Origin of the sequence: Blautia sp. NSJ-175 (genome assembly GCF_022867815.1) — a bacterium.
Taxonomy (GTDB): Bacteria; Bacillota; Clostridia; order Lachnospirales; family Lachnospiraceae; genus Blautia; species Blautia celeris.
The window spans coordinates 1-3,314 of sequence record NZ_JALIFQ010000055.1 but is presented as its reverse complement, the minus strand read 5'-3'; the positions used below and the strand labels follow the sequence as shown (position 1 = coordinate 3,314).

Annotated in this window: 3 protein-coding genes; all 3 read right to left on the bottom strand. The window is 49.5% G+C overall.

Annotation, left to right across the window (positions count from 1 at the left end):
- Nucleotides 1–223, bottom strand: a 223-nt coding sequence (locus tag MUB35_RS30245; RefSeq protein WP_244807374.1) for a hypothetical protein, incomplete at its 3' end; no start/stop codon positions are given.
- Entirely contained in the window at nucleotides 171–1,397 is a 1,227-nt protein-coding gene (locus tag MUB35_RS30240; protein ID WP_244807373.1) for a reverse transcriptase domain-containing protein, read from the bottom strand. The genes MUB35_RS30245 and MUB35_RS30240, both read right to left, overlap by 53 nt.
- Before the next feature lie 384 nt (nucleotides 1,398–1,781).
- On the bottom strand, nucleotides 1,782–3,314 hold a 1,533-nt coding region (locus MUB35_RS30235; protein WP_244807372.1), incomplete at its 5' end, for a hypothetical protein.

The window sequence follows — 3,314 nt, the reverse complement described above, 5'->3', positions numbered from 1 at the left end:
CTTCAACTATTTCCCGGCTTATGTTCTCAGCTTTTTCCCTAAACTGGCGGAAATCATATTCCCAGTAGGCGTCCTTGGTTGTGTGCGTCTCTCCAAACTCGTCCACCTGGGAACTTTCATCAGTTACCTCCTGACCGTTAAGACAGATCGTCACATCTACCATACCCTGATCAAGCGGCTGCCAGCGTACTGCCGGCTGTTCTGTTGTGAATCTTGCTTTCAATGCTTACCCTCCTTTTTGCGTATTTCATCAGCTGCTCTATTCCATACTTCTTTTTGAAGTTTGTGGAATCTGAATGTTTAAACCATCCGAAATATGAAATGCAGCGGTATGCCAGATCCAGTGCTATCTCCATGCGTCGCTGCACCTGTTTCCGCAATCTCAGATATGCCCGTCTTGCACGTAGGAAAATGCTCCGGCGGACTTCTGCGCGGTCCCTATAAATCTTGTAGCCCATCATATCAATGCAGTCTCCGTGATGCTTTCCGTCTTTTCCTATATAATCAACCTGGAACAGTTTCCAGTTCGGTTTTATCTCCAGGTCCAGCTCCTCTCTGAAAAATTGAATCATCATGAGCATGGCCTTTTTGACGTCTGCCTTTCGTGGCCCCAGGATCAGGATATCATCCATATAAAAGATAATTTTATAGAACAGTCTTGTCCGTTTCTCCTGTCCACGCCGTTTCTGCACCTTAAAGAGTTTCTGTTGTGCGTATTGATAGGCAAAACTGAGGTAATAATTGCATAGCCACTGGCTCAGGTATGAACCAATGGACAGCCCCTGCTTGTATGAGCCGATCAGCGTCTCCACTAAATAAAGCAGGTCATCATTTTTGACCTGCTTTCTCAGAAACCTCATGAGTTTTCTTGTGTTAATGGACGGATAACAGTGCCGCACATCAGCCTTGGCTCCTGCCCTCGTTTTGTCCGGATTCTTCCGGATCCATCTCTCTATTGCATTCTTGCCATACACCTGACCGCGGCCAGGAATACTGGCACATTGGTATTTACCAATCTTTCTGTTGAATAGTTCCATGAGAGCATTGACCGCCACATAGTCATATACTTGCTGCTTGACGCTCTCCACACCTATCTCCCTGAGCTTTCCGGAGTTTCCGTCATATCTCATGGAGTAGTGTATTTCCGGGAAATGAACGTCACGCTCCTTGATTTCCCTTGCCAGATCTTCCGCTGCTCTTTCCAGCAACGGATCCACATTGCTCCTATTCTCCTGGATCAGTCTGCTCGCAGCCCTGACAGACAGAGACTGACCGGTTTGATATCCGGCCAGGAATCCCGCCACGTCACGCCGTTTCCACTTGTCAGAGAAACATTCCAGCATACATGCCATGATCCAGTCTTTATCCAGTCGTATATTTTTACAGTATCGTTTCAACTGTGAGTCCTCGTTTCTTAATAAAGCGGTTTTCGGTTTTTCTACTCACCCCACCCATGACCTACTGTGCCATGAGTCCGTGTGCCAGGCATCTTTGTTCCCGAACACACGGTTTGGCTTCAATCAAATTTTGGGAAATGCCCCACGCACCATCTCTGGTGGCTCCGTCCCTGCGGAGCGAAATGTAACGCTATCAATCATTTTTTTCAAGAAAATCCGGAGACGATATTCCAGTTCGCATTCGACCAGCCATTGTTCGCATTGAGAATCCAGAGGCCGGCATGCGCGCCATTGTTCAAATTGCCCAGCGCAAGCCACAAGGAAAACCGCCAAATCAGCGTTACAAGTCCGTTATTTATATTTTAAGAGGGGAAAGCCCCTCTGTCAGGCTGCCGCCTGCCATTCACCCCTGGTGCCATTTGGAGAAACGCCGGAGACGATAGTCCAGGAAGCATACGACCAGCCAGCGTCCGCAGAGAGAATCCAGAGGCCGGCATGCGCGCCATAGGTCAAAAAGCCCAGCGCACGCCACTCTCTCTGTCCAGATGTTATTGTATCCGTGTAGAGTCCGTCTGCAAATCCCGTTGTTGAGCCTGCGGCAACCCCAGTAGGTATCATGACGCACAGGTCCATGTCCGTTGTCTCCTCGGAGATATACTTCCAGCTTGCCGCTGTATATGCCACCTGCGCCGCTGCTTTCCGGTAATTTGTCCGGATTGTTGCAATGTCGCTGGACAGCGTGCTAGCATCCTGGCACACATACACATCTCTGGCCGGGTTCTCGTCTGCTCCTGCCACAATATCCATGACCGCATTCCCCAGCACCTCATAGGCTCCTATGCAAGTTTCAATCCCCTGGATCTTGTACGGGTTCTTTCCATTGGTGTTGCTGTTTGGAGATCCGTCTGAACCGGCCACCTCGTCCGTGGATCCTGTATGCCACGGCATGGTGCTGATACAGGTGGTGAGCGTTGTATCAAATGCTTCCGGAGCATCTACATAGATTGCAGCGTTTGTGTCATCCACGTCCTCAATTTTCGTAATCTGCACGCTGTACGCCAGGTTGTGCATATATTCATAGTATCTGTCTTTGTTTGTCTCTGCTCCAATCTCTCCAATGGAAACATAGGAGCCGACCACATAATTTGCCGCCTGTGCTTTTGTAAGCATCACCCTCATGACTCCTGTTTCTTCCACCAGGTTCATATTCTGGAAACTGTATGAGGTGCAGCCTGCCATGATGCTCTGGCTGTGTGTGGTTGCGTATTTTATGATCATCATCAGCTGACGATAGAACAAATCCCAACTTGTGGTTCCGCAATAATGGCCGCCCAGCTTGTGCATATAGACAATCATGCCTGTGTAGCTTATCGGATTCTTTGCCTGTGCGGCCTGGCATCCATTGGCCGGAGCCAGCCCCTTTGAGGAGTATGGCATTCCATCAATGTCCCCGGCCGCGTATTTTGCGTGTATCATAAACGGACTGAGTGTTCCGTCCGGGTTAATGGACTCTTTCATAGGGCGCGGCGTGAGTTCTGTCTGGCTGTCAGAATAGTGATACAGCACTGCATCCGCCGTGTCCTCAATACCAAACCATGCGCTCATGGTTACCTCTCCCACCTGTACCTTGCCATACTTTGTAAATCCAGTCTGTCCCTCCAGGGCATCCACATGGTTGAATCCATTTTCATCCACGGAGAAATTGCAGGTGAAGTGGTGGAACAGGCCGTACCGTTCGTAATCATCCCGGCCTTTAGCACGACCCACAGATGGCTCACAGACCATGTTTTCATTGGCGTTCATCTTCACGCCCACCGGACTGGTTGAGGTTGCGTATTTGTAAATCTTTGTGGTAAACACCAGCCCATTTCTGCGTAGGGCAAAATAATTGGAGAGAGCCTGCTCAATGCCGCCACC